At 68.6% G+C, this 25,145-nt stretch carries 24 protein-coding genes and 1 tRNA gene; 16 read left to right on the top strand and 9 right to left on the bottom strand.

Going from position 1 to position 25,145, the window contains the following annotated elements; all coding sequences use genetic code 11:
* The first annotated feature begins 253 nt into the window (after positions 1 to 253).
* Positions 254 to 727 (top strand): Lrp/AsnC family transcriptional regulator, encoded by a 474-nt coding sequence (locus tag BS329_RS27305; protein WP_076164093.1) that lies wholly within the window; start codon positions 254 to 256, stop codon positions 725 to 727.
* A gap of 216 nt (positions 728 to 943) precedes the next feature.
* The gene (locus BS329_RS27300) at positions 944 to 1,348 is read left to right on the top strand and encodes an SsgA family sporulation/cell division regulator (protein WP_076164468.1); all 405 of its coding nucleotides are present in this window, start codon (positions 944 to 946) and stop codon (positions 1,346 to 1,348) included.
* 76 nt (positions 1,349 to 1,424) lie between these two features.
* On the opposite strand, the gene BS329_RS27295 is transcribed toward BS329_RS27300, so the two are convergent.
* A complete protein-coding gene (locus BS329_RS27295) occupies positions 1,425 to 2,519 on the bottom strand; it encodes a S1 family peptidase (RefSeq protein ID WP_076164092.1) in 1,095 nt (364 codons plus the stop codon).
* A 470-nt stretch (positions 2,520 to 2,989) separates the two neighbouring features.
* On the opposite strand from BS329_RS27295, the gene BS329_RS27290 reads away from it, so the two are divergent.
* The 6 genes from BS329_RS27290 (at position 2,990) to BS329_RS27265 (ending at position 10,351) form a co-directional block, all read left to right on the top strand.
* Complete coding sequence (locus BS329_RS27290; protein ID WP_076164466.1) at positions 2,990 to 5,917, top strand: helix-turn-helix transcriptional regulator; 2,928 nt, start codon at positions 2,990 to 2,992, stop codon at positions 5,915 to 5,917.
* A gap of 212 nt (positions 5,918 to 6,129) precedes the next feature.
* The gene (locus tag BS329_RS27285; protein ID WP_076164091.1) at positions 6,130 to 6,981 is read left to right on the top strand and encodes an ESX secretion-associated protein EspG; all 852 of its coding nucleotides are present in this window, start codon (positions 6,130 to 6,132) and stop codon (positions 6,979 to 6,981) included.
* Between the two features lie 31 nt (positions 6,982 to 7,012).
* On the top strand, positions 7,013 to 7,426 hold the full coding sequence (locus BS329_RS27280) for a hypothetical protein (RefSeq protein WP_076164090.1): 414 nt from the start codon (positions 7,013 to 7,015) through the stop codon (positions 7,424 to 7,426).
* An 11-nt stretch (positions 7,427 to 7,437) separates the two neighbouring features.
* Entirely contained in the window at positions 7,438 to 9,513 is a 2,076-nt protein-coding gene (locus tag BS329_RS27275; protein WP_076164089.1) for a hypothetical protein, read from the top strand.
* A complete protein-coding gene (locus BS329_RS27270; protein ID WP_076164088.1) occupies positions 9,510 to 9,839 on the top strand; it encodes a type VII secretion target in 330 nt (109 codons plus the stop codon). Before BS329_RS27275 ends, BS329_RS27270 begins: the two co-directional genes overlap by 4 nt.
* Positions 9,836 to 10,351 (top strand): YbaB/EbfC family nucleoid-associated protein, encoded by a 516-nt coding sequence (locus tag BS329_RS27265; protein ID WP_076164087.1) that lies wholly within the window; start codon positions 9,836 to 9,838, stop codon positions 10,349 to 10,351. Before BS329_RS27270 ends, BS329_RS27265 begins: the two co-directional genes overlap by 4 nt.
* Before the next feature lie 84 nt (positions 10,352 to 10,435).
* On the opposite strand, the gene BS329_RS27260 is transcribed toward BS329_RS27265, so the two are convergent.
* The 4 genes from BS329_RS27260 to BS329_RS27245 form a co-directional block, all read right to left on the bottom strand.
* Positions 10,436 to 11,572, bottom strand: a complete 1,137-nt coding sequence (locus BS329_RS27260) for a GGDEF domain-containing protein (RefSeq protein ID WP_076164086.1) — start codon at positions 11,570 to 11,572, stop codon at positions 10,436 to 10,438.
* 260 nt (positions 11,573 to 11,832) lie between these two features.
* Positions 11,833 to 13,059, bottom strand: a complete 1,227-nt coding sequence (locus BS329_RS27255) for an MFS transporter (RefSeq protein ID WP_244197308.1) — start codon at positions 13,057 to 13,059, stop codon at positions 11,833 to 11,835.
* Positions 13,060 to 13,165: 106 nt separating this feature from the next.
* Positions 13,166 to 13,819 carry a hypothetical protein gene (locus BS329_RS27250; protein WP_244197307.1) on the bottom strand — a complete coding sequence of 218 codons (654 nt, stop codon included), beginning with the start codon at positions 13,817 to 13,819 and terminating at the stop codon, positions 13,166 to 13,168.
* A 120-nt stretch (positions 13,820 to 13,939) separates the two neighbouring features.
* On the bottom strand, positions 13,940 to 14,764 hold the full coding sequence (locus BS329_RS27245; RefSeq protein WP_076164084.1) for an SDR family NAD(P)-dependent oxidoreductase: 825 nt from the start codon (positions 14,762 to 14,764) through the stop codon (positions 13,940 to 13,942).
* Between the two features lie 146 nt (positions 14,765 to 14,910).
* On the opposite strand from BS329_RS27245, the gene BS329_RS27240 reads away from it, so the two are divergent.
* On the top strand, positions 14,911 to 15,669 hold the full coding sequence (locus BS329_RS27240; RefSeq protein WP_076164083.1) for a trypsin-like serine peptidase: 759 nt from the start codon (positions 14,911 to 14,913) through the stop codon (positions 15,667 to 15,669).
* Between the two features lie 7 nt (positions 15,670 to 15,676).
* Positions 15,677 to 15,895 (top strand): RNA-binding S4 domain-containing protein, encoded by a 219-nt coding sequence (locus tag BS329_RS27235; protein WP_005149665.1) that lies wholly within the window; start codon positions 15,677 to 15,679, stop codon positions 15,893 to 15,895.
* 83 nt (positions 15,896 to 15,978) lie between these two features.
* Here BS329_RS27235 and BS329_RS27230 read toward each other — a convergent pair whose 3' ends face one another.
* On the bottom strand, positions 15,979 to 16,941 hold the full coding sequence (locus BS329_RS27230; RefSeq protein WP_208619279.1) for an Ldh family oxidoreductase: 963 nt from the start codon (positions 16,939 to 16,941) through the stop codon (positions 15,979 to 15,981).
* Between the two features lie 113 nt (positions 16,942 to 17,054).
* Between BS329_RS27230 and BS329_RS27225 the strand changes: the two genes are divergently transcribed.
* From BS329_RS27225 to BS329_RS27215, 3 genes are all read left to right on the top strand, one after another.
* A complete protein-coding gene (locus BS329_RS27225) occupies positions 17,055 to 17,342 on the top strand; it encodes a DUF2277 domain-containing protein (protein WP_076164464.1) in 288 nt (95 codons plus the stop codon).
* 28 nt (positions 17,343 to 17,370) lie between these two features.
* Positions 17,371 to 17,730 carry a DUF4190 domain-containing protein gene (locus tag BS329_RS27220; protein ID WP_076164081.1) on the top strand — a complete coding sequence of 120 codons (360 nt, stop codon included), beginning with the start codon at positions 17,371 to 17,373 and terminating at the stop codon, positions 17,728 to 17,730.
* A gap of 58 nt (positions 17,731 to 17,788) precedes the next feature.
* A tRNA-Ser gene (locus tag BS329_RS27215) sits at positions 17,789 to 17,877 on the top strand.
* 49 nt (positions 17,878 to 17,926) lie between these two features.
* On the opposite strand, the gene BS329_RS27210 is transcribed toward BS329_RS27215, so the two are convergent.
* Positions 17,927 to 19,723 carry an RICIN domain-containing protein gene (locus BS329_RS27210; RefSeq protein ID WP_076164080.1) on the bottom strand — a complete coding sequence of 599 codons (1,797 nt, stop codon included), beginning with the start codon at positions 19,721 to 19,723 and terminating at the stop codon, positions 17,927 to 17,929.
* A 118-nt stretch (positions 19,724 to 19,841) separates the two neighbouring features.
* On the opposite strand from BS329_RS27210, the gene BS329_RS27205 reads away from it, so the two are divergent.
* Together BS329_RS27205 and BS329_RS27200 are read left to right on the top strand one after the other, a co-directional pair.
* Positions 19,842 to 20,249 (top strand): YciI family protein, encoded by a 408-nt coding sequence (locus BS329_RS27205; protein WP_076164079.1) that lies wholly within the window; start codon positions 19,842 to 19,844, stop codon positions 20,247 to 20,249.
* An 8-nt stretch (positions 20,250 to 20,257) separates the two neighbouring features.
* Positions 20,258 to 21,397 carry an RNA polymerase sigma factor gene (locus BS329_RS27200; protein WP_076164463.1) on the top strand — a complete coding sequence of 380 codons (1,140 nt, stop codon included), beginning with the start codon at positions 20,258 to 20,260 and terminating at the stop codon, positions 21,395 to 21,397.
* A gap of 107 nt (positions 21,398 to 21,504) precedes the next feature.
* Here the strand turns inward: BS329_RS27200 and BS329_RS27195 are convergent, their stop codons facing one another.
* Positions 21,505 to 22,005, bottom strand: a complete 501-nt coding sequence (locus tag BS329_RS27195) for a MarR family winged helix-turn-helix transcriptional regulator (protein ID WP_076164078.1) — start codon at positions 22,003 to 22,005, stop codon at positions 21,505 to 21,507.
* Positions 22,006 to 22,542: 537 nt separating this feature from the next.
* On the opposite strand from BS329_RS27195, the gene ypfJ reads away from it, so the two are divergent.
* Positions 22,543 to 23,457, top strand: coding sequence for a KPN_02809 family neutral zinc metallopeptidase (gene ypfJ, locus BS329_RS27190; protein WP_076164077.1), 915 nt, complete (start codon positions 22,543 to 22,545; stop codon positions 23,455 to 23,457).
* 81 nt (positions 23,458 to 23,538) lie between these two features.
* Here the strand turns inward: ypfJ and BS329_RS27185 are convergent, their stop codons facing one another.
* Complete coding sequence (locus tag BS329_RS27185; protein WP_208619278.1) at positions 23,539 to 25,080, bottom strand: M28 family metallopeptidase; 1,542 nt, start codon at positions 25,078 to 25,080, stop codon at positions 23,539 to 23,541.
* Positions 25,081 to 25,145 lie beyond the last annotated feature (65 nt).

Here is a 25,145-nt window from a genome sequence, read left to right as displayed (position 1 = left end):
AATTCTCACTTTCTCCCGGAGCGCCGCGCCGGACCAGCATCGACTGCGACCGGCCTGGCAGGCCGGGTGACCGGGCACACGGGCCGCAGCCGTCCGGCCGTCAGCGAGCCGAACCGTGACGCGGTGACACTCGGTTACCATCGGGGCGGTGGCCGGGTGTCGAAGGCGAGGCCCTCGGCAGCGTGATCCACACCGCCCGGCGGCACGGGTGAAGATCGGGCGTTCGGACGACTCGCCCGGTTAGCCTTGCCTGGTGCACACACCCGACCTCGACCGCATGGACGTCGCCATCCTCTCCTGCCTGCAAGCGGACGCCCGCACCATCGCCGAGTCCATCGGCGCGAAGGTGGGCCTGTCCGCCGCGGCCGTGCAGCGGCGGATCAAGCGGCTACGCGAGGCCGGGGTGATCGAACGCGAGGTGGCGGTGCTGTCGCCGCAGGCGCTCGGGCTGTCGATGACGTTCGTGGTGATGGTCGAGATGGAACGGGAGAACCTCGCGGTCCTCGACGGGTTCCGGCGGCAGGTGCTCGCGGACGACAACGTCCAGCAGTGTTACTACGTCACCGGCAACGCCGACTTCGTGCTCGTGGTGACCTGCCGGGACATGGCGGACTTCGAGGCGTTCACCCGGCGGATGTTCTTCGACAACCCGAACGTGCGGCACTTCACGACGTCGGTGGCGATGGACCGGGTCAAGACAGGGTTGACGCTGCCGTTGGACCAGTGACCGGGAAACCCGGCGTCCAAAAAGGACATCGGACCTCGTCACCACGGGTGTCCACCCGAAACGCAAGGGGTCTGTGCCCGGCGTTACACCACTATGGACATATGCAGCCGATAGCGTGAACGTCGCCGCGGCCGCGTCATCCCGCGTCAGTCCGGCCATCTCTTTGCCGAGACGAAAAGTTCGCGCCGCGCGAACCACGAGCACCGAGGAGTGGCCGTGCACACCGACGCAATTCACCAGAGCCAGTTCGTTCTGCTGAACAACAGCAGCACGCCCGTTCTCTCCCGCCTGTCCTTCCACGTCGCGGAGCCGTACGCGGTCACCGTGGCGTTCCGGACCGAGCGCGGCCGGTGGGTCGAGTGGACCTTCGCGCGTGAGCTGCTCGCCGCCGGTCTCACCGACCCCGCCGGTCTCGGCGACGTCCGCGTCCGCCCCGACCTCTCCGAGGACGAGGCGATGCTGACGCTGGAAATCGAGTCACCCGACGGTTATGCGTCGTTCGAACTCGAACGTGAGGACGTCGAGTCCTTCCTCGGATCGACCTTCGAGCTGGTCCAGCTCGGCTGCGAGAGCGAGTACTTCGACGTCGAGGCGCTGATCGAAGAAATCAGTAACGTCTAGAGCGGCCCGCGGTAACAGGCGAAGGGCGGCCCGAGTGCGCTGGAGGCACTCGGTCCGCCCTTCGTCGTGTTCAGGGTCAGCCGAGGACCAGGGACGTCCCGGTCGCGGACATCGCCGGCCGGACCGGGAAGAAGTACGTCACCGAGCTGTTACCGCCCGACAACATGCCCTGTGCCTGGTTGCCCGCGATGAACGAGCCGCCGGAGTCGCCTGCCTGCGAACGCACGTTGGTGGCGGTCATGCCGTAGACCGCGCCCTCGGCGTAGCGGACGGTCTGGTTCTTGGCGCCGACGGTGCCGCAGGTCCAGCCGGTGGTCGAACCGGACTTGCAGACCGAAGCGCCGGTCGAGGCCTCGGTCGAGCCGCTCACGCGGGTGCCGTTGTTGATGATGCCGCGCGGCACCCAGTTGCTGTTGACCCGGACGTGGCCATAGTCGTTGCCGGGGAAGCTGGCGCGGGCGAACGAGCCCATCGCGACCCGGTTGGACCCGGTCACCGTGCCGGGGCCGCAGTGCCCGGCGGTGAGGAAGCCGCCGTTGACCGAGAATCCGATCGAGCAGCGCGAAGAGTTGTTGATGTAGTAGGCGTCGCCGCCGCGGACGTCGTACTTCAGCGTCGGCGCCGAAGTGGTCTCGACCACCGAGACGGCGGTCTTGTCCACACCGGTCTTCTCCAGGTATGAGTCAACGACGCCGCTCTTGCCCGGCAGGACGTTCAGCGTCACACGGTTGGCTTGGGTGTCGACTCCCCAGCCGGTGATCGCGCCGTCCGCCGCGCGCTCACCCGCGTTCAGTCTGTCCACGGTGGAATCGAGCTGGGCCGCCGAGAAGCGCACGAGTTCCGCTTCCGCGCCGCTGGCGAGGACCTGGCCCAGTTTCGCCGCGTCCGTGACGCCGACGCGGAGCTTGCCGGTGGCCTCGTTGTAGCTCGCGCCGCCGAAGCTGCCGGCGAGCGCCGAGGCGAGTGACTCTTCGAGCGCGCCGGCGGCGGTCTCGCTCTGGATCCTGGCGAGTGCCTGTCCGGCGGTCAGTCCGAGGTCCCGTTGCAGGGCGGGAACCATCTCTTGGTTGAGCAGGGTGTCCGAGGACGCTGCCGCGGGGGTACCCGTGACCAGCGCGCCGGTGGCCAGTGCTGCCGTGGCGGCCACACCGAGGAGCTTCGTGATCTTCATGCTTCTCCCTCGTCATAACGCACGGCTCCGGTTCGCCATGCGATGCCTCCCCTGACGGGTGAGAGTTCTGGAACCGGGCAAGACCCGCAATCCGGGTCGGCGCTGGATAGGTATACCCATTCTTCGGGAGCTGAATCCCCTGCTCCAAGGGCGCGCACCTAGCGACGGCACCCGTACGGGCACGTCCGTAAGTAGGGATTCCGGTGAATACCTTGCGTAGTCATGACGACCCCCTGAACGTGGGATGAATCGCCGGATCGAGTTTTTCGCCGATGTTTCGGGCGTCCGGTGATTTTCCCACCGACGATCCGTCAGCCAACCGGTGACGGTGCGTTCGCGGACGGCCTGGCAGGGTGCCCGTGCTGTCCGTGTTGGGTGGTTTACGACCAGGTAGGCAGTGCTTAGGCTCCGCAGGACAACGCACAAGATCGTGTCGGGCTCAGCGGGAACTCCCAACCGAGGAGCGCATGATGTGGCTTGCCACCCCTCGCCCGACCTCGGTTTCGGTCCGCGCCGGATCGACGGCACTCGTGGGCCGCGACGTCGAGGTCTCGGCGATCGTGAAGATCCTGCTGCGCCGTCCCGCCGCCGTGCTGATCGAAGGCGAACCCGGGATGGGCCGCAGCAGGCTGCTCGAAGAGCTGGCCGGACGCCGCGAGTTCGCGGCGGGCCGGATACTCACGGGCGCCTGCCAGCCGATGCGCGAACCGTTCCCGTTCGGACCGGTGCTCGAAGCACTGCGTTCGGCGGGCGACCGGCCGCTCGGCCCGCTCAGCCCGGTCGCCGGGGTACTGAGGCCCTTGCTGCCCGAACTCGCGGAAAGCCTTCCGCCCCAACCGGAACCACTCACCGACCCGTGCGCCGAACGGCACCGCCAGTTCCGCGCCGTCCGCGAACTCCTGATCGCCTGCGGCCCCGCGATCGTCCTGATCGACGACCTCCAGTGGGCCGACGAGGGCACCCGTGACCTGATGCGGTTCCTGGCCGCGGCCATGCCGGCCGAACTCGCCGTCGTCGCGGCCTACCGGACCGGCTCACCGTCGAGGCACGGCGGCGCGGGCATCCCGTTCCGTACCCCGCCGAACGTCCAGACCGCCCGCGTGACGCTGGGCCCACTCGACGTCGAAGCCGTCGGCAAGCTGGCGGAGGAACTGCTGGACCTGCCGAGGGTTTCCGCGCCGTTCACCGCGAAACTCCACGAAAGCACCGCAGGGATCCCGTTCGTGGTCGAGGAGACCTTGCGCGCCCTGCGCGACGCCGCCGGACGGCTACCGATCGGCGAAGTACTTTCGGACCGGCTGCTGGAAAGCCTCGAAGTCCCGATCTCCCTGCGCGAAGCCATCACAGAGCGGCTCGAAGGGCTGCCCGAACCCGCCGTCCGGCTGGCCCGCGCGGCGGCGGTGCTCGCCGTCCCGTCCGAACCTTCCGTGATCGGCGAACTCGCCTGCCTCACCGGCGACGCGCTCCGCTCGGCACTTTTGTCCACTTTGGACGGCGGTGTCCTCGGCGAACTCGGCGGCGATCGCTACGGCTTCCGGCATCCCTTGGCCCGCAAGGCCGTCTACGACACCATCAGCGGTCCGGAACGGACCTTGCTGCATTCCCGCGCCATCCAGGTGCTCGCCGAGCAGCCGGTTCCCCCGCTGACCCTGCTGGCGAACCACTCCCGTGCGGCGGGGCGGACCGAACAGTGGCGTCACTACGCCGAAGCCGCCGCCGACGAGGCCATCGCCCACGGTGACACGTCCCGCGCGATCGACCTGCTCCAGTCCGTCCTGGCCGACGCCGGGCTCGGTGAGGACGACATCGCCCGGCTCGCCACGAAACTCAGCCAGGTCGCGCTGCGCGGATTCCGGCCGGACGTCATCGAGACACTGGAGCGGATCCTCGAAGACCTCACCGACCTGCGGCCCAGTGTGCGCGGGACGATCCGGCTCAGCCTCGGGATGCTGCTGGTCCGCACGATCGGACGGCTCGGCCGGGGCAGGGTCGAGGTGGAGAAGGCGATCACCGAGCTGGTCGACGAGCCGGAGCTGGCCGCCCGCGGGATCAACCTGCTCGCCCAGCCGATCGACGGGCTGACCCCGTTGTCCTGGCACGAGGTCTGGATGGAGCGCGCCCGCGAGGTCTTCGACCGGATCGAAGACCCGGAGCTGCGGCTCGCGCTCCTCGGCGACCGGATCTCCACCCAGGCGCATATCGGCGACGGCTCGGCCTGGACCGAGTTCACCGAACTGCCGGATCAGGGCAGCGGTGTCGCCGAACGCGTCCAGCTCGCGCGGCTGTGGTGCAACCTCGCCGACGCGCAGTCCTGGGCCGGACATCTGACCAGGGCGGAAAAGCTGGTCACGGAAGGGATCCGCCGCGCGACCGACGCCGGCGCGCTCTACGCCGCCGGGCTCGCGCAGGGCACCAGGGTCCGGCTCGACTGGGTGCGCGGCAACTGGTCCGGGCTCGCGGAGGCCACCGAACAGCTTCGCGACGGCTACCCCGATCTCGGCCCGATCGTCATGGAGTCCTCGCTCGTCCTCGGCGGGCTGGCCGCCGTCCGCGGGGAATTCGCCGCCGCGCAACGACATCTGACCGCGGCGAGCGTGCACGCCCCGGAACACGGGCCCATCCCCGTCGTCCTTTCGGCGGCGGGGGTCCTGATCAGGGTGCTCCTCGCGACCGATGACGTCGACGGCGCGTGCGCGACGGCCGACAACGCCGTCTCGGCGGCCCGGCGCAAGGGTGTCTGGGTGTGGGCGGCGGGGCTGGTCCCCGCCGCGGCCGAGGCCTACACGCGAGCCGGGCGCTGGTCGGAGGCGGACGCCGTCGTCGAGGAATTCGCCCGAGGCGTCGACGGCAAGGACTCGCCGGTCTCCCGGGTCGCGCTGCTCGCCGGCCAGGCGATCCTGCTCGACGCGCGCGGCAAACACCCCGCCGCGGCAACGGTTTTCGACGAGGCGGCGGCGGGCTACGAGGCGCTGCCGATGCCGTACCAGGCCATCGGCGCCCGGGAACGAGCGGCACTGTCCCGTCTCAACGCGGGCCGTCTCACCACGGGCGACCGCCCCGCGATCGAGGAACTCGCGGCGGCCGCGGAGGCCTACGAGCGGCTCGGCGCCACCCGGGACGCCGGCCGGTGCCGCCACCAGCTGCGGGAACACGGCGCGTGGGCGCCTTCGCAGCGCGGGCGCCGCGGCTACGGGCAGGAGCTTTCGCCCCGCGAACTCGAGGTCGCGAGGATGCTGTCCGACGGCCGCACGAACCGGGAGATAGCGGACGGACTGTTCCTTTCGCCGCGCACCGTGGAACAACACGTCGCGAAAGTCCTCCGGAAACTCGGGGCCCGATCGCGGACCGATGTGGCCCGCCGGATGTCGACCTACACACCGGCGGCGGCCGACCGGTAGCATCCCGGCGAACGGCCGTTATTCCTTTAAGGGCAGGAAAAGTGCCCGATCGGGCATGGTGATCCATTCCATCGGGTTCAGCGGTGTTCGTATGGTTCCGTACAGTCATGCGCTGTGCTAGTTTGTTTTGGCCATTAACAAAGTCGGCCCCCTCTCTGCAGGTCAGCCGATCAGGACGGGGTCCGACCCCCGTGAGGGAGTAGCGCAGAAGCATGGCTGAACGAGCCGATTTCGCGCTGGGGACGGCAGAGGCGACCGTGGTCGGGCAGGCGCTGGGCGTCGATGTCCGGCTGTTTCCCTTGCGCGTCCGCAACACTTCGATCGACCCGGAACGGTACACCGCCGTCATCCGGAAGGTCTACACCGATCTCGAGCAGCGCCGCCTGTCGGTCAACGGCGAGCTGAACCCCGCCATCCGCACCGCGTTCGCGCTGCTCGCGAACCACCGGATCACCGTTTCCGTCAACGGCATCGACGGTATCGGCGAGGACATCGCCGTCCTCACCCTCACCGACGGCAGGCAGGCGCTCGGCATCACGCAAGCCCACGGCGAAGACCTCTTGCAGTTCGCCCTCTTCTCGGACGAAGAACTGGTCGAGGTCCTGTCCGGGGTCCTGCCGCGGATGCGGCCCGCGTCGACCGGCCGCCGCACGATCGTGCAGAAAGAGGAGCGCGCCGTCTCCGCGATGGCCGCGCGCCGCCAGGCCGAGGCGGAGTTCGACGAGGAGGAGACCGACGCTTTCGGCAACCTCCAGTTCACCGGCGTCGTCCGCGCCAGGACCGAGGCTCCGGCCCCGCGTAACGACGAGAGCGACCTCGAGGTCCTGGAGAAGGTGCTGTCCGGGACCCGGCTGGGCGGCGGGCACATCATCGTAAGCGGGATCGGCCGCCACGGCGAGCGGCTCCGGTCGACGCCGTTGAGCTGGCTCGACACCGAAGACGGCCGGTACCTGGTCTGGACCGAGACCGACGAAGCCTCGGGCGCCGTGATCGGACATTACGACCCGGCCAGTCAGTCGGGCGTGGCGAACGCGATCAAGAACGCCATCGCGGACATCTACTGAACTTACCGATCCCCGGCGAGAGGAGCCTCCGTTGACCGAGGAAGCACAAGAACTGAAGCCGGCGAAGTGGACCTCCGCACGCGTCGGGCTCGCGGGTGGACAGCTGAAGCTGATGGCCAAGCAGGGCAGCTTCGCCGTCGACGAGAGCACCGGCCAGGAGATGATCCGTTCACTCCAGGGTGTGATCGACAGCCTCGAAGAGCGCTGGAGCGCGCTGACCAAGCTCCAGAAGTCACCGCAGATGAGCGACACCGCCACCGCGCGCTGGGTTTCCCAGCACATGCAGGGCACCGCGACCGACGCGCAGGGCCTGCTCACGCAGCTCGAAGCGGCTCGCGCGGAGTTCCCGACCTACGTCGAGGCGATCGAACTCGCCAAGAAGAACTACCGTGAACGCGACGAAGACAACCAGCGCACTCTGAAGCGGATCGACACCGAGATCTAGAGGAGAGACCCGTGACCGAATCCGCGGAGAAGACCACGAAGGTCTCCGACCCGAACTCGCCCGAATACGACAAACTCGACCCGCACTACGACGTCACGGCCGATTCGTCGTCCGAGTACTACGTCGGGCCGCTGGCGGACAAGGCCGCGTCCGGTGACGAGATCCGGGCCGGGGCCACGGTCGGGACCGACCTTCTGTTCAATCTCCTCGGCTGGGGTGACACCGCGCTCAACGGCTTCAAGGACCAGTTCACCCAGAAAATGTACGAGGGGCAGCTGGAGAAGGCGCGTGAAGGTCTCGAGAAGAATTTGGAGATCCGCAAGCCCGGCCAGCCGCCGTCGACGGTGTGGAGCAACGCCACCCACGAGCAGATGCAGACCGCGATCGCGGGCAACGCGGATCCGGCGGCGGTCGGCGAGACCTCCGAGGAATGGGTCCGGGTCGGCAACGACCTGGCCTCGCACCAGCGCAACCTGGCGAAGGCGATCAACGCGAGCACAGCCAACTGGCAGGGTGAAGGCGGCGACGCGGCCCGCGAGCACCTCGCCGGTGTCGGCAAGTGGCTCGGCTCGACCGCGAACGGCGCGACGCTGACCGGGCGTCAGCAGCAGATCCACTCGCAGACCCTCAACGAGACGCAGAAGCTGATGAAGGCCAACCCGCCGGTGGCGTTCAGCGTGCAGGAGGCCAACGCCAACCTGCAGACGATCAAAGATCCGCAGCAGTACATGTCGCAGCTCGGCAAGGACCTCGAGACCTTCAAGAAGCAGCAGGACGCGCGCGATCAGGCCGCGAAGGTGATGACCGACTTCGACAGCACGGTCGGCTCGGCGATCGCCACCCCGGCGTTCCCCGCTCCGCCGAAGCTGCCGACGGCGCAGGCAACCCCGATGTTGCGGGGCGCCTCGGCCGGCAGCGGTGGCGCGTCGCCTGCCTCGCTTCGCGACAGAATGTCTCCCGAAGGCGCTGACGGCACACAGCGGCCCAGCCCCTTCAACGTCGGCTCGGAGGGGACACGGCCGGACGGCATCGCCGCTTCGGTGGACGGGATTCCGCAGAGCGGACCCGGCGGCGGTCCCGGTGGCGTGTCGCCGTTCAACGCGCCGAACGGCCCCGGCGGTCCCGGCGGCGGTGTTCCTGGCGGTGGCATGCCGGGTGGCGGTGTTCCCGGCGGCGGCATGCCGGGTGGCGGTGTTCCCGGCGGCGGCATGCCGGGTGGTGGCTTCCCCGGTGGTGGCTTCCCCGGTGGCGGACCAGGCGGTGGCGGGCCCGGTTCGAACCAGTACCGGCCCGACATCAACGTCCCGAACTTCCCGGCGGGCGGTGGCCCCGGCCCCGGGACGTCGTCGTCGCCCTACTCCCCGAACCTGCCGAAGATCGACGACGGGACGCGCACCACGGGCTACACGCCGCCGTCCGTGACGCCGCCGTCGTTCACCCCGCCGAACATCCCCGTTCCCGAGTCCGGCGGCCCGCGGCCCGGTGGCGGTCTCCCGTACACCCCGCCGAACATCCCCATCCCGAACAGCGGGCCGGGCCCGGTCATGCCGAAGATCCCGCCGATGCCGCGTCCGGGCGGCATCGGCGAACGGCTCGGCGGGCCGACGTTCCCGGACACCGGCTCGTCGTACAAGCCCACGCCCTACACCCCGCCCAAGATCGGCATGCCGAACATCCCCGGTGGTGGTGGCGGTAGCGGAATCGGTGGTACCAGCGGCTTCGGCGGCGGTGGCACCGGCGGTACCGGTGCGGGTGGCTCGGGCGCGGGTGGCTCGGGCGCCGGCGGTCTCGGCGGCGCCGGAAGGTCGACGGGCGCGCTCGGCATGGGTGGCGCCGCGGGTGCGATGGACGCCGAGGCGGCCGCGGCCCGTGCGGCCGGTTCCGGTTCCGGCAAGGCGGGCACCCCCGGTGCCATGGGCCCGATGGGTGGCGGCATGGCGCCCGGCGCGGGCAAGGGGCAGGGCCAGGAGGACAAGGAGCACAAGGTCGCCGACTACGTCGAATCCGACGACCCGTCCTTCTTCGCCGCCGACGAGATCGTGGCACCGCCGGTGATCGGTGACTGGAAGAACAAGGACTGGAAGTGACGGCTTCGTTCGAGGTCGATCCGGACGACCTGACCGCGCACGCGAGCCATCTCGAAGGGCTCGTGGACCGGTTGGACACCGCGCACGGCGCGACCGGTTCGGCGATGTCGGCGGACGCGTATGGCCTGCTGTGCGCGTTCCTGCCGCCCATCATCAACCCGACCGGCGAACGCGCGGCGGAGGCGATCAAGTCGGCCGCGGAAGGGGTCCGGACGACGGCGGACAACGTCCGCACCGCCGCGAAGTCCTATGTAGAGGGTGACAAGACCAACGCGGAACCGTTCAACGCCGATTTCAAGGCGTTGGACATCGGAGGAAAGAAGTGACCGGCACCAACGGTCTCGGGGATCTCACCACGGACCCCGACGAGGCACAACGCAAGATGGACCAGTGGGCCCAAGGGCTCGAGGAAAAGGCGCAGCGTTACGCGGCCGCCCAGGAGCGGACCGAGCAGTTGCGGCTGACCGCGTCCAGCTCCGACGGCGCCGTCAAGGTGACCGTCGGGGCGGACGGCGGCGTGACGGGCCTCGAATTCGGGAACAAGGCGAGGACGTATCCGCTGGAGGAACTGTCGCGGCAGATCCTCACCACCATGCACCAGGCGCAGGCCGGGATCTCGAGCCAGGTCGCCGAGGTCATGCAGGAGACGCTCGGCGACGAGGACCAGGAGACCCGGTCGCTGATGATCGGCACCCTGCGCAGCCGCTTCCCCGAAATCGAAGAGGAAGAGCCGCCGCCGGACGACACTCCCCCGGCGCCTCCGTCCGCCGACACCCCGCAGGCGCCTCGCGAGAGGCGCCACGAAGCACCGGAGGACGAGGGCAACTCGCCCTGGTGAGTCCGCCGTCCGTCGCGTTTCGTCCTCTGGTCGCCGTCGTTGGTAGTGCGAACTACCGCAACCAGAGGACGAAACGCGGGCGGGTCAGGCGGCGGCGAGCGAGACGACGCGGTTCCGGCCGCTGTTCTTCGCCTGGTAGAGCGCGGAGTCCGCGACGTGCAGCAGCCGCTCCAGCACCGTCCCGCCGGACGGATAGACCGCGACGCCGATCGACACCGAAAGCCCTCGCACCGTGCGCGGCCCGGAGGCCGTCGCGACTTCGACCTCGATCGCCATCACCGCCTGCCGGACCCGCTCGGCCACCGGCAACACCTCGGTCTCCGTCGCACCGGGCAGCAGCACGACGAACTCTTCGCCGCCGAAACGCCCGACGGAGTCGTAGTCGCGCACGTGCTCGGAGATCGTCGTCGCGACGACCTTGAGCACGGCGTCTCCCGCGAGATGCCCGTAGACGTCGTTGACCTGCTTGAAGTGGTCGAGGTCGAGCATCAGCACGCCGAGTTTGCTCTTCGCCCTTGCCGCCGACGAAAGCTCCTGTTCGCTCAGCACATGCCACGCGTGCGCGTTGAGCACCCCGGTCTTGCCGTCGATGTTCGCCGCGATCTCCAGCTGCCGCACCAGCACACTGCGGTGCAGCACCAGCACGGGCAGCAGGATGAACGGAACGAGCGCGGGCGCGTGCACGATGGCCAGCGCGGTCGAGGCCCCGAGCACCAGGGTGGTGACTTCCAGCAGGTTGTCGTCACCGGTCCCGAACAGCGAACGCAGGGACCGGCCCCCCGTGTGCAGGTAGACCGAGAGCGCCACGATGAACGCGTTCGCCGCGGTGAACACGGCCGCCGCCTCGACGATCCGCAGTGACCCGGCGAACCCGGCAGGCAGACCGTTCCAGGCGGAGACGATGGCTCCCGACGCCAGGCAGGAGAGCACGATCGCCGCCGCGCAGTACACGACGCGGTAGGCGGGACGGTGGCTCATCCCCCGCCACACCCGGAGCCAAAGATGCAGGTAGATGAGCAGTCCGAGGGCGAGCGCGAGTCCCGCCGGGAGGACGAGCACCCCCGCGAACGTCCACACCGAAGTCATGTTGATGTGCGGCCGGTCACAAAGGGTGCGCCGCAAGCGTTCCACCGAACGCGAAAGCTCGGCCTGAAGGACAGCGAGGCCGAGCAGTGATCCAAATCGGACGAATTCCGTGGTCTCGTAGTTCGATCGGAGCAAGGCGATTACCGCGACTGCCGCCGCAAGTCCTTCCACGACAAGAAAAACCGCAGGTACGCCACGTGGTCCGGACCAGAGATCCCACCGTCCGACCCGCGCTCTCAAACGTGTGCCGTCCCCTTCTCCGGCGAGTTCCGTATCCCCCATAATCATCGTCACCGGTCCCCCTCCCGTACACAATTCAATGTATCCGAGGTAGTACTGAGGGTGGCCCGAGTCATTTCCGGAACACACAGATGGAGCAGTGGGAGGGAGGATCATCATGAACGGTCGCGAGGACTGATCCCCTCGATTAACCGGTCCGGCTCCCGGCCGGGAGCCATATATCGGGCCCGGTGGCGATGGCACGTTTCCACGCCATCGCCATCGGGCCCGCCCGCCAGCATGATCCCGATTCCCTGCACGGTCACCAAACTCGTCGAGGTCAGGCCCATCACCTGCGCCCGGACGCCGTCCGGCACCGCGCGGGCCATCAGCGCGACGGCTTGCAGGTGGTAGGGCGCCGCACAGGCCCCGCTGAGCGCGATCAGCGCGAGACAGACCGGTAGCGAAGGGCGAAAGAAGACAAAAAGCAACGGAACAACGGATGCGAAGGCGAGAATGCCCACTATTCGCGTTTTCCGCCGCGCGGGAACCCATTTCGTGAAGATCCACGATCCCATTACCGAACCGACCGGATCGGCCGCGAGAATGAGGCCGACCGCGTAACTCCCCGTCCCGAGTTCGACGGCGAGCGGTGCCGCGAGCCCTTCCGGCGCGATGGCGAACCCGGCGAGCATCTTCAACCCGAACAGCACCCGGATTCCCTTGCCCTGCCACAATTCTCTGGCACCTTCGCCACTGAAAGCCCGCGCTACCCGGCTTTTCACCGAGGATTCCGTGACGACGGGCGCCCGGTGACGGACCCAGGCGGACACGAGCAGTGCGGAGACCACAAAGGTCACCGCGTCGATCACCAGTCCCCAGTGGGGCGTCACGAGCCCGATCACCAGTCCACCACCGCCGAATCCGGCCAGCTGTGCCGTTTGGATGGTGATCGTGCGGACCGCGAGCCCGGCGACGTACCGCTCGCCTTCGAGTACGTCCGGGAGCAACGCGAGTTGCGCCGCCCGGAACGGCCCACCCGCCATCGTCAGGATCACCAGCAGTCCGGCGAGGACCGGCAGCGGCATCCCCGGTACGGCCATCAGCACCGCGAGCGCCGCGCGGAGCAGGTCGCAGACGATCATCACCGTCCGTCGCGAATAGCGGTCGGCCAGCCCGGCGAACAGGGTGCCGCCGATCAGCGTCGGCAGATACGTCAGCCCGTAGGTGAGCCCGGTCAGCCCCGCCGACGCCGTTCTTTCCCAGACCAGCACCGACAACGCGACCCTGGCCAGCTGGTCACCGGCCTGCGAAAGCGCCTCGGCCGCCCACAACGCACGGAACTCGCCCACCGCGAAAGCGGCCTTGAACGTGGTGCTCCGAGCGGAATCCCCCTTTTCCATGAGCCCCTCCCCCTGGCTCACGGTAGTCGATCACTTCCGTTGTGTCAGCGGCCATCCGGCCCACGACGCCCGGCAGTGTCCACTATGGAGAGACGATTTCGGATGGTCAGCGGCCTGCGCCGTAACCCAGCATTCCCTGCGCCATTTCCATCGCCAGCGCGTTCACCGCGGCGGGATCCATCATGTTCCGGAGACCGTTCGTGGTCCGGTCCGGCGCTCCGGTGTCGGCACGCGGCTGCTCCGTCTGCCGCGGCCCGGACGGCGGCAGAGCGACGGTTTGTTCCTTCGTGGCTTTTTTCTTCGTCGGCGCGGGCGCCTGCTGCTTCACGGTGACCGGGACGAAGACGGTCACCGGTGCGGGCTGCGCGGGCTGGGCGACCGGGGGCGCGGCCTGCTGGGTCGCCACCGCGGGCAGCGGCGGCTCGGGCAGCGCGGTGTCGTCGACCGGTTCGAGGGTGAACGTGCCCGCGAACCAGCCGATCGCGAGCAGCGCCACCCCGGCCCCGCCGACCAGCCAGGACCTGGCACGCCGATGGATGACGACGGCCTTGGGCCGCAGATCCTTGTCGACGACCGGTTCGCAGACCGGGGCCCGGACCGGCAGCGGCTGCGGCTCGACCTCGTTCTCCGGGCTGCGCCGGCGCTTCGGCAGGCTCGCCGCGATGATCCCCGTCCGGTCCAGCAACTCGGCTGTCTCGACGGGCACACCGCCACAGAGCGCGGCATCGGTCGACGGACGGCGCTGGGCTGCGCGCGGCATGGGGACCTCCGGAAGGGGAATCACGAACGTGAGCATTGTGGTGCATTTCCGACGCCGCCGTAAGTAACGCACCCCGATCGAGTTATCCCGAGCCGTCCGGACCACGGAGGGTTACTCCGTTCAGAGGCCCCGCATTCCCCACCGCCCCAGCAGTGCGAGTGGGCGCTGATAGAAAGAGCCGAGCACGCGGGGAATCGCGTCGATGACGTAGGCGTCGCCGCCGATCAGGATGCGCGGCGTCTTCCGTTCGATACCGCGCACGATGGTCCGCGCGGCCTTCTCCGGCGTCGTCCTCGCGATCTTTTCGAAGCCCTCGGCGGCTTTGCCGATGTCCCGTTCGACGCCACCCCGCGCGTCGCGGGCGATATTCGTCTTGATGCCCCCGGGATGCACACAGCTGACCGCGACCGGATGCCGGGCGATCAGCATCTCCTGCCGCAGCGCCTCGGTGAACCCGCGCACCGCGAATTTCGCCGCGTTGTAAGCACTTTGCGTGGGCACGCCGATGAAGCCGAACACACTCGAGAGGTTGACGATATGCCCGTCACCCGAAGCGATCAGCTGCGGCAGAAAGGCTTTCGTGCCGTTGACCACCCCGCCGAGATTGATCCCCATCAGCCAGTCGTAGTCGTCCCAGGTCATCTCCTCGACCGTCGCGCCGAGCGCGACCCCGGCGTTGTTCACCACGACGTTGGCGCCCCCGAAATCGACGGCGACCTCCTCGGCGTGCGCGAGAACGGCGTCACGGTCGGCGACGTCCAGTTCGTACGCTTTCGCGGTGGCGCCCGGCTTCTCGCACAGTGCGACGGTTTCGGCGGCGCGAACGGCGTCGACGTCGGAAAGCGCCAGCCGCGCCCCGCGTCCCGCCAGTTCGATGGCGAGCGCCCTGCCGATTCCCGAGCCGGCGCCCGTGATCACCACGACCTTGTCCGTGAACGACTTCATCCCCGCTCCTTGCAGCTCGACTGTTACCGGAGGTAACACATACTACGGCTGTGAGCTTGCTGTGCGTTGATCGATTCAAGCTGTGTTCGTGGACCACTTATGGTGATCTGTAGCCAAGACAGTCGTGGACGAGCGGAAGGAAGGCGATGCGCCGCGCCCTGTTGTTCGCGCTCTGTGTCGTGCTGACCGGTTGCTCCGCCTCGTCGGGCGCCGAGACCACCGCCGACGACACCGGCGCGACAGTGCGGGCCACGCCCGTCTCGCCGCGGTACAACCCGGCGATCGGCGCGTTGTTCCTCGACGGATCGCATTTCTGCACGGCCAGCGTCGTCCACAGTGGCCCGGGAGATCTCCTGCTCACCGCGGCACACTGCCTTCACGACGGTGAAGGCGGCGAGTACGCGACAGGGATCTCGTTCGCGCCCGGCTACCACGACGGCGTCGCGCCCTACGGCTATTGGGACGTCTCGGATCCCCAAGTTCCCGACGGCTGGGCCGATTCGTCCGATCCGGACCTCGATGTCGGATTCGCGACCGCACGTCAGGCGGGCAACCCGAAGTCCCTCGAAAGCGTCACCGGCGCCAACACCCTGGTGACCGGCGGCGGGTTCGCGCACACGATCACCCTGACCGGTTATCCCGACGAACGGGAAGCCCCGGTCGTCTGCCACGGCACCAGCGCCCAGGCCGACACCTACCAGCTGCGCGTCGCCTGCCCCGGCTTCACGACCGGCACCAGCGGCGGCCCGTGGGTGGTCGACCCCGATCCGGCGACCGAACTCGGCACCGTCGTCGGCGTGATCGGCGGCTATCTGTACGGCGGGGACGATCCGGACACGTCCTACAGCAGCTATTTCGACACCGACGTCGCCACCTTGTACCGGAAGATGGACGCGCGGGGATGATCTCCCCATGAGCATCCACGACGTCCCGATCACCGGCGAGCCGATCCGCCTCGGCCAGTTCCTCAAACTGGCCAACCTGGCCGAAGACGGTTCGCACGCCAAAGACCTCCTCGACGCCGAAGAGGTCACGGTCAACGGCGAGGTGGAGGTCCGGCGCGGCCGTCAGCTGACGAACGGCGACGTCGTGGAGGTCGGCGGCGAAGGCGGCCGCGTCGTCCTGGCGTGACTCACGTGCTCAGGCGGCGAACTCTCGTGATGGGACGGCGATCACGCGTGCTTGAGCGGAGATCTCACGTGATTGGACGGCGATCACGCGTGTTCGCGGCCCTGTAGCGGCGCCAGGCGCAGGGCTTTGGCGAGGTCTTCGAGTTCCCGGTGCACCTGCTCGTTCAGCGGGACACCCAGCGCCTGGCACTGTTCGAGGTACTGCGCCTCGCGCCAGCCGGGGTAACGGACCGGGGTCCCGCCGTCCCAGCCGAGCAGGCTGCCGAACAACGCGCTCGCGGCCTTGTAGAAGCCTTCGGCGCTGCGGAGCGTCGTCGGCGCGATGGCCATCACCATGAGGCCGGTGTCATGATCGTGGTCACCGACGCCCGACAGGACCCCGGCGAAGATCTCGACCAGCAGGGAGAAGCCAGCAATCGAGGCGCTGGCTGCGCCCGCAGTGTCGGCGAGGGTGTCCAGGTCCAGGACGAATTCGGGGTACGCGCCGGCGGGGGCGGCCATGCCGAGCGGGTTCGCGGCCGTCCCGTGCTCACCGCCCGCGGCCATCACGAGCCCGATCATGGTGTGCGGCAACGCCCTCGCGGCGTGGTGCCCGGCGCGGCCGAACGGCCCGACGCCGCGGACGGACATGAGCCCGACGCCGTAACGGCCTGCCCGGGTCACCGCCCGGTCCATCGCGTCGCCGACGGCCCACAGGCCGGGCGCGCGGCGGTAGTCGATCAGGGCGGCGGCGCCGCGGTCGGCGATCATCAGCGGTTCGGCGCGGGGCCGCACCATGCCGTTGACCAGCATCGGCAGATGCAGTCTGGTCAGTTCGGCGACACCGGATTCCGGGGTTCCGGTGAGATCGCCGTGGCACACCGCCTCGGCGGCCATCCTGGCGCGTGACCACGGCAGGTCGTGGGCGGTGAGGATCTCGGTGACGAGGTCGACGAGCGCGTCGATCGGGACGCGCTGCCAGACCTGTTCCGGGATCGGGGAGGGTTCGGCCGGTTCGGCGATCGGGACAACAGGGGCACGGCGCAGGGAGCGGGGTCTGAGGGGCACTCCGCCGAGAGTGCCCAACCGTGTTTTTCGGCGTCAACGAACCGGGGCAGCTTCTAACCGACTGTGTGATCGAAGCGCACGAAAGCGTCGGTGGGCGGACGTACCATCGGGGCATGTGCCGGAACATCACCACGCTTCGAGGCCTGGAGCCGGCGGCGACGCCGGACGAGATCGAGGCCGCCGCCCGCCAGTACGTCCGCAAGGTGTCCGGGGTGCAGAGCCTCTCCGACGCCACGCGTGAGCCGTTCGAAGCCGCCGTCGCGGAGATCACCGAGATCACCCGGCGGCTGCTCTCCGAGCTGCCCGCGCGCCGTCAACCCCCGGCGAAGGTGCCGCCGTTGCGCCGCCCGGAGGTCCAGGCGCGGATCGCCGCCAAAGCCACGAAGAGTCAGGCGTCCTGAACCAAGCTCCGGCGGTTACGGTGAGCCGGTGACATATCCGCAAGACCCCTACGGTCAGCAGCAGCCCTATGGTCAGCAGCCTCCGTACGGCCAGCCGTACCAGCCGGGTTATGGCTACGGCCCGCCGCAGCCGCCGCAGGAGCAGGGTCTGGCGATCGCGGCACTGGTCGTGTCGATCGCCAGCCTGGTCGTATGCAGCGGGCTGCCCTCGCTGATCGGCGTCATCTTGGGGCATATCGCGCATTCGAAGGCCAAACGCGGTGAGGCAGGCGGCCAGGGGATGGCGCTCGCGGCGATCATCATCGGCTACATCGGCGTCGCGATCATCGTCGTGCTCTTGGGGTTCTTCATCTTCGTCGGGATCCTGACCGACTGGGACTTCGACTAGCCGGCTTCGACTACATCCGAAGCATCCCGGCAAAGCCTCGTCGGATATCCTCGGCGGCGGTAGCGTGTCCGAGCGGCCGAAGGAACATGTCTTGAAAACATGCGAGGGCTCTGTCCTCCGTGGGTTCGAATCCCACCGCTACCGCCAGTCTTAGAAGACAAAGCTCCCCAGGTCCGTGGACCTGGGGAGCTTCGCGTTACGCGGGTACGAGACCCCAGACGGTCTCGTCGCTACGGCCGCCCACGAAGGGCCGTTGCTCCAGGAGCGAAGCGGTGCCGTTGTTGACCTGCCGCACCGCCAGCGAACTGGCCCGGTTCACCAGTCCGTAGCGCGTGTCGGCGCTCCGGAGCAGCTTCCACTGCTGGTTGGTGGCCGAGCCGCAGTGCGTCTGTTCGAGGAGCGCACCTTCCGCGGTGCTGCCGGAGACCGGCCGCAGGCACTGGCCGCTCCGCTCGTTGACGATCTTCCAATACCCGCCGCCCGCGTCGGTGAGCTTCCATTTCTGGCCGTTGTCGTTCTGCCTGGCCACGTGGGTGATCTTCGCGCCGGCGGAGGTCGAGCCGTCGACCACGGCCGCGCTGTTGCCGTTGGTGGCGACGGAGAGGTAATACTTTTTGCCCGTCTCCGGGCCGGGGTCGGCGACGGGGTTCAGGGTCCACTGCTGGTTGGCCGCCCCGGTGTAGGGCTGCTGGACGAGCGGGGCCGGGTACGCGCCACCGTCGGTGATCGCGTAGCCCGTCAGGTAGTTGAAGATCGCCACCTTGCCGTTGCCGAGCGGCTGGAACGCCCACCGCATGCCGTTCTGGCCGTTGCAGTTGTACTGCAGGATCTGCGTGCCGGGCGCCGTCCCGCTCTGGGCGCTGTCGGCGCACAGCTGGCTGTTGGCGTTCACGAGTTGCAGACCGGTGTTGTACCCCAGGATCCACTTCTGGCTCGTGGAGCCGGTCTGGGGTCGTTTGCTGAGGTTGACGAGCCCGCCGGTCGACGAGCCCACGACGTCGATCGCGTCGCCGCCGGCCCCGGTGATGACGTACGTCTTCCCGCCTTGGGCGTGGCCGTCGTCGTTGTCGGGGGTGTCCTTCTTGATCAGGAACGCGCTGTTGGCGACGTTCCAGTGGGTGGCGAGCCAGCTGCCGGGAACGGGGTTCGTGCTGAAGTAATCGTCGTTGCCGCAGTCCAGCAGCCGATCGAAATCACGCTGGGTGCAGTCGAAGGACTGGGTGTCGCCGTAACACATCAAGTCCCATTCCTGGGAGCAGTGCCCGCCGCCCTGGTAGTGCGGGGCCCCTGGCAGGACCGCGCCGAGCATGTGGCCCACCTCGTGGGCGACGGCGTTGACCCCCCAGCAGGGCACGGCGATCTCGGTGTAGTGCCTGCCGTTGTTGAAGGCGTTGGCGGGACCGGGCTGGTCGTCGCTGTCGCCCCAGGTGCCCGCGCAGGTGTGGGGATTGTCGGAGAACAGGATGTAGTCGCGGTCGGCGTTGTAGTGGCCCGCCTGGATGGCACGGTCGCGGATCGTGCCGGACAGGTACGTGCCGTCGGGCACCACCAGGTTGGCGACGGCGACCTGGCAACCGGCACCGGCGGTCGTCACGTACCGGACGTGCCTGCTGGCGCCCGTCAGCGCGGCGCTGTCGTTGAACGAGTCGTCCATCCCGGACGCGTAGGCACGCAGGGACGGCACGACGGTGGCGTACCGGTCGGGTTGACCGGCTTCACGAACGTAGACCAGCTCGATGCGCTTGCCGGAAACACCGTCTCCCTCGCAGACCACCGGGTTGGCGGCGATCTGGGCTTGAGCGACAGCGGGGGCGAGCGGGGCCACCGGGGTCGCGCCGGGCGGCAACGCCCGAGCGTGATCCCTGGCCGTGGAGGCGACAGAGGTAGTAGAGGTATCGGAGGCGGCGGCACCCGCGGTCTCACCCGCGAGCAAACCACCTACGAGGCCGGCGATCAGCAGCACGCCGGTGTATCTCCGTTTTGCTTGGGACAAGTGCTCTTCCTTTCGCGATGAAGAAACGCACACTTCGACCTGACGCGATAAGAAGGCTAGAGATCAGAGGTATAGACCACCAGGCAGAAGAACCGGCAGACTCGTTAGGCTTCCCGCCATGGCCAAGTACCTGCTGCTCAAGCACTACCGCGGCGCTCCGGCGTCGGTCAACGACGTGCCGATGGACCAGTGGGCTCCGGAAGAGATCACGGCGCACGTGCGGTACATGAGGGACTTCGCGACCCGGCTCGTGGAGACCGGTGAGTTCGTCGAAGAGCGGGCTCTCGCCCCCGAAGGCACCTTCGTCCGGTACGACGGCGAAGGCAAGCCGCCGGTCACCGACGGCCCCTTCGCCGAGACCAAAGACCTCATCGCCGGCTTCATGGTGATCGACGTCGACAGCTACGAGCGAGCGCTCGAACTGGCGAGTGAGCTGTCGGCCGCACCGGGAGCGGGCGGGAAACCGATCCACGAGTGGCTCGAACTGCGTCCGTTGTGGGGCGAGCCGCTCGTCATCACGGAGTGAGCACCGAAATGGACGAGGTGCTGCTCCGGGGCCTCACGCCGAACGTGCTCGGGGTCCTCGTCCGCCGCGGAGCCGACTTCTCGGCGGCCGAGGACGCCGTGCAGGAAGCGCTGATCGAGGCCGTCCGCGTCTGGCCCGGCGACCGGCCGAAGGATCCGAAGGGCTGGCTCGTCACGGTGGCGTGGCGCAAGTTCCTCGACATGGCCCGGTCGGACGCCGCCCGGCGCCGTCGCGAGGATCTCGTCGACGAGGAGCCCGAGCCGGGGCCCGCGCCCGATTCGGACGACACGCTCCAGTTGTATTTCCTCTGCGCCCACCCGTCGCTGACGCCGTCGTCCGCCGTCGCGCTCACGCTGCGCGCCGTCGGCGGGCTGACCACCCGCCAGATCGCCCAGGCCTATCTGGTGCCCGAATCGACCATGGCGCAGCGCATCAGCCGCGCCAAGCGCACCGTCTCCGGTGTGCGGTTCGACCAGGCAGGCGACGTCGCCACCGTGCTGCGCGTGCTCTACCTGGTGTTCAACGAGGGCTACTCCGGCGACGTCGACCTCGCCGCCGAAGCCATCCGGCTGACCCGGCGGCTCGCGGCCGCGATCGACCATCCCGAGGTCGCGGGACTGCTCGCCCTCATGCTGCTGCACCACGCCCGGCGTGCCGCCAGGACCACGGCCGACGGCAGTCTCGTGCCGCTCGCCGAACAGGACCGCGGCCGCTGGGACACCGGGACGATCGCCGAAGGCGTCGAGATCCTGCAAGCGGCACTGGCCCGCGATGAACTGGGGGAATTCCAGGCACAGGCCGCCATCGCCGCACTCCACGCCGACGCGCCTGCCGCCGAAGAGACCGACTGGGTGCAGATCGTCGAGTGGTACGACGAACTCGCGGCGCTCACCGACAGCCCTGTCGTCCGGCTCAACCGCGCGGTGGCCGTCGGGGAGGCCGAGGGACCGCGCGCCGGACTGGCCGCGCTCGCGGAACTGGACGACTCACTCCCCCGGCACACCGCGGTCGCCGCGTACCTCCACGAGCGCGACGGCGACCTGGTCGAAGCGGCGAAACTGTACGGACAGGCGGCCGAGAAGGCGGCCAACCTCGCGGAGAACGCCCATCTGACCCGTCAGGCGGCCCGGCTCAACGCCCTTCTGTGAACCTTGGGCGGAGCTGAGAACCAACTCGTAAACCGGACATAACGCGTGAACCTGTCAGGTCGCGTCCTGCCGACGTCGATCGCGGCGCGGGTCCACCGAGGTGGCACTCAGGTGACCGGCGGCAGGCGCGGGAGGCCGTCGATCTCCGACAGATGCTCCAGCACTCGCCCGAAAGCCTGCCCCAGCACCTTCTGCTCTTCGGGACTCAGCAGGTCGATCAGGTGCTCCCGGACGCCTTCGACATGTGTCGGCGCCGCACCCTCCAGTAGTTCCGCGCCGCGTCCGGTCAGCTCCGCGACGACTCCGCGCTTGTCCGCCGGGTCGCGGGTGCGGCGGATGACGCCCTCGGCCTCCAGCCGGACCATCTGGTGCGAAAGCCTGCTCTTGGTCGAGCCGAGCATGCTCGCCAGTTCCGTCATCCGCATCCGGTTGTCGGACTGGAGTGAGAGGCAGACCAGCACCTCGTAGTCGGCGAGCGTGACGTCGTGGCGCTCGGCCAGTTCACGGTGCAGGCGTTGCCGGAGCCGCATGGTGGCGACGATGTACGAGCGCCACGCGACCATTTCCGGCTCGGACAGCCAGCGCACGTCCTTCTGCTCCACCGCCATCCACGCAGGGTAGAGCGTTGATCGCACCGGGCGCATACCCACCGGTCACTTTTCGGCCCCCGGAAAACCCGGCGGGACATTCGCCCGAAGGAGGGGTTACGAAAAGGTTGAGACTCGGCGAGAAAAGGCGCATTCTTCTTGTCAGCGGATGGTCGGGCAAGTATCGGGCGACTCCTCGTGAGGTCGCCGGACCTGCTCCCAGCCGGGAAGGGTCAGGTGGTGGTATGGCGGGTGATTCTCGCGGTTGACCGCCTGCTGTGTCCCGCGACCGGAACGGAAAGGACCGGGTCGGTCGCGACGGTGAACAGCGACGAGCACGGGTATCTCGGATGCGCTCGACAATTCTCGCGCATTCGGCGTCACTCCAGCCTGTTTCGGGTTCGCGGCCTCTTCGACCGCCTCGGCAGTGCCGGACGCCGGCCCGGTGATCGCGGCCAACCGGCGAACAGAACAAGACAACCTCGGTAGCCCCTGGGTGCGGCCACTTCGCGTGGCCGCACCCAGGCATATCCGGGCCTCTCCGGTTACGCTTCCCCCGTGCGATTCGACGAAGGCGCGGGCCTGGACACCTCCGAGGTCGAGGATCTGCGCGGTGGTGGCGGTGGCGGTATCGGCGGCCGGGTGGCACTCGGCGGCGGCGGGCTCGGCGTGGTCGGCCTCGTCATCTACTTCCTGCTCTCCCAGTTCGGCGGCGTGAGCCTGAACCCGTCCTCCGGCGGGCTGGGCGGCGTGGGCTCCGGGCAGCAGGTGGACAACACGTCGCTGTCGCAGGAGTGCAGGACCGGCGCGGACGCGAACCGGAACCACGACTGCGCGATCGTCGGCATCATCAACTCGGTCCAGGACTATTGGGGCCAGGAATTCCAGCGCTCTGGATCGACTTACCGCAAGGCCACCACCAGCTTCTTCAACGGCGGCGTGAACACAGCCTGCGGCAACGCGACTTCGGACGTCGGGCCGTTCTACTGCCCCGGCGACTCCAAGGTCTACATCGACCTCGGGTTCTTCAACGAACTCCGCACCAGGTTCGGCGCGCAGGGCGGGCCGTTCGCCGAGGCGTACGTGCTGGCCCACGAATACGGTCACCACGTACAGAACCTCACCGGAGTATCCAAGAAAGGCACCGGTAGCGGACCGACCTCGGGCTCGGTGCGGTTGGAACTCCAGGCCGACTGCTACGCCGGGGTCTGGGCGAACCACGCCACGACCGCGCCGACCGAGACCGGACGGCCGCTGATCAGCGAAGTCAGCCAAGAAGACGTCAATTCCGCGCTGGACACCGCTTCGCGGATCGGTGACGACTACATCCAGTCCAAGCTGGGCGGCGGCCGGGTCGACGAGTCGAAGTTCAGCCACGGCACCTCGGCCCAGCGGAAGAAGTGGTTCACCACCGGCTTCCAGACCGGTCAGCCCGCGCGGTGCGACACCTTCGCGACCAACAGCCTGGGCTGAAGGGACTTTCGCCGCATAGGACGCGGTGAAGGGGCCTTTACCCGCATCGGATGCGGGTAAAGGCCCCTTCAGCTTTCGCTACTACGCGGCGACGTGGTGGTCGTCAGCGTGGACGGAAGCTGTCAGGCTCCGCTGCTTGGACCGCTCAGCCGCGCGAAGGGCCTTCGCCTTCGCGGCGCTGCCACCCGGCACACCGTTGATGTTCTCGGTGCTGGTCGCGTAGACGCCCAGCGCCCAGGCGACGGCATCGGAGTTGCGGTCGAGTGCGACGCGGTCGACGTTGCCGAGGTTGTCGCACTTCTGGTGGTAGCACTTGTCGTAAGGAACGTTGGCGCTGCCGCCCCACTTCGCCGCCTGCGCCGCGGTCTTCACGCCTTCGGCACCGGTGAACAGGCCACCCGCCGGGATGCCGGCGAGGATGAAGCCCTGGTAGTCCGAGCGGCCGGTGAAGTCCGTGCCCTCGACCGGGACGCCCTTGCCGAGCTGCAGGTAGTCAACCAGGGTCTTTTCGAGCTGACCCGAGCCGTACGGACCCTCGCCCTCGCCGACACCGTCGGAGTTGTCGCCGTCATAAGCGAAGTACCCCGTGTTCGGCGAGCCGATCATGTCGAAGTTGTAGTACAGCGCGATGTCGAGCTGCTGCTCGAAGCTCAGCGAGTTGACGTAGTGGGTCGAGCCGACGAGCCCGAACTCCTCGGCGCTCCACCAGCCGAAGCGGACGGCGTTGTTGACCTTGGCCTTGCTGCCCAGCTGCAGGGCGGTCTCCAGCAGCGCGGCCGAGCCGGTGCCGTTGTCGTTGATGCCGGGGCCTTCGATGACGCTGTCGAGGTGCGCCCCGAGCATCACGACGTTGTCCTTGCGACCGGTCTTGGTCTCGGCGAGGACGTTGTAGGTGGTCCGCACCTCCTGGAGGGCACGCAGGTCGAGGGTGACCGAGGAGCCGGCCTTGCCGGTGAGCGCCTGGCCGTCGGCCTGGGTGATGCCACCGGTCGGGATCTTGCCGGCGGCCGGGTCACCGAGGGTGCCGTTGACCGGGCCGGGAACGTTGTTGTAGACGATCGCACCGACGGCTCCGGCCTCGGCGGCGGTCGCCTGCTTCTGCGCGAACGAGCAGCCGCCGCGCTGGATCAGCGCGATCTTGCCGGTGACCCCGCCGGCGTAATCGGCCGCTTCGCAGCCGCTGGTGTCGTCGACCGGGACCACCGCGAGCGGCGCGGTGATTCCGCCGGTGGGTGTCAACGGGCTGTAGGACATCATGATGACCGGGACGTCGGCGTCCGCGACCGTCAGCTTCTCCGCGAGGGTTTCCTCGTAGGTGAACGGGAACTCCTGGCGGGTGACCGTGAAGCCCGCCTGCTCCAGCTTCGTGGCGATGTACTCCGCGGACTTCTTGTGGCCCTCGGTGCTGGCGGCCCGGCGGCCGCCGTTCGCGTCCGAGATCCGCTGCAAGGCGATCAGGTGCCGGTTCACTGCTGAGCCGTCGACCTTGTTGACGAGCTGCTTGGCCAGCGCGGGGCCGTCGATCTTCGGCGCGGCTGCGGCGGCGGGAGCCATTCCGACCGTGAGCGCGGCGGTGGCCATCACCACGATCGAGGGAACAATGCTTCTTCGCGAATATGACATGGACGTCACCTTTATGTGGTTTGTGCCACAGGTCAACCGACGTTCGGCGGACTTCCCAGCACCGG

This window comes from Amycolatopsis coloradensis (assembly GCF_001953865.1).
Taxonomy (GTDB): Bacteria; Actinomycetota; Actinomycetes; order Mycobacteriales; family Pseudonocardiaceae; genus Amycolatopsis; species Amycolatopsis coloradensis.
Note: the sequence above shows the minus strand (reverse complement) of the source record. Positions and strands in the feature narration are given on the sequence as shown.